This window comes from Paraburkholderia ginsengisoli NBRC 100965 (assembly GCF_000739735.1).
In the GTDB taxonomy this organism is placed as follows: domain Bacteria; phylum Pseudomonadota; class Gammaproteobacteria; order Burkholderiales; family Burkholderiaceae; genus Paraburkholderia; species Paraburkholderia ginsengisoli.
In genome coordinates, this window is the sequence record NZ_BBJF01000050.1 from 1 (window position 1) to 619 (window position 619).

Annotated in this window: 1 pseudogene; it reads right to left on the minus strand. The window is 59.6% G+C overall.

Annotation, left to right across the window (positions count from 1 at the left end):
* A pseudogene (locus tag BGI01S_RS28835) lies at positions 1 to 597 on the minus strand (IS6 family transposase); the annotation flags it as partial.
* Positions 598 to 619 lie beyond the last annotated feature (22 nt).

Here is a 619-nt window from a genome sequence, read left to right on the forward strand (position 1 = left end):
AATGCGGGCACATTGGAAATCCTTGAAGCCCATCATGGGTCGGGGTTCGCCGTTTGATCGCCCGATGATCCTGCTCCATGATGTTGTTCAGGTGCTTCGCCTGACGGACCTTGATTGGCTGCTCCCGGCGGCGTTGATGCTCTCGAGCGCCGCCAGGTTGGCTCCGCTTTTGTCGATGGTTACCGTCCCGGGCTCGCCGTTTTGTCTGATTGCCTTCTCAAAGTACCGCCGTGCCGCAACCTTGTCCCGATGAGCTCGCGACAGGAAATCGACGGTGGCGCCGTCCTTGTCCACGGCCCGGTACAGGTATCGCCACTGGCCGTTGATCTTGATGTACGTTTCGTCCATACGCCAGCTCTTGCCCACCGGGCGCTTGCGTCGCCGAAAAAGCTTCTCCATCACAGGCAGCAGCTTCAGCGCCCACCGGTGCACGGTCGAATGGTCGACCGCAATGCCGCGCTCCGACATCATCTCTTCGAGATTTCGCAGGCTCAGCGGATAAGCCACGTACCAACGCACGCACACCAGCATCACGTCCAGCGGATAATGCGAGCGCTTGAATACCCGACTGAGCGCTGCATTCATCCCGTTGATCATCGTCCCTGTCGCCTCTGCTTTC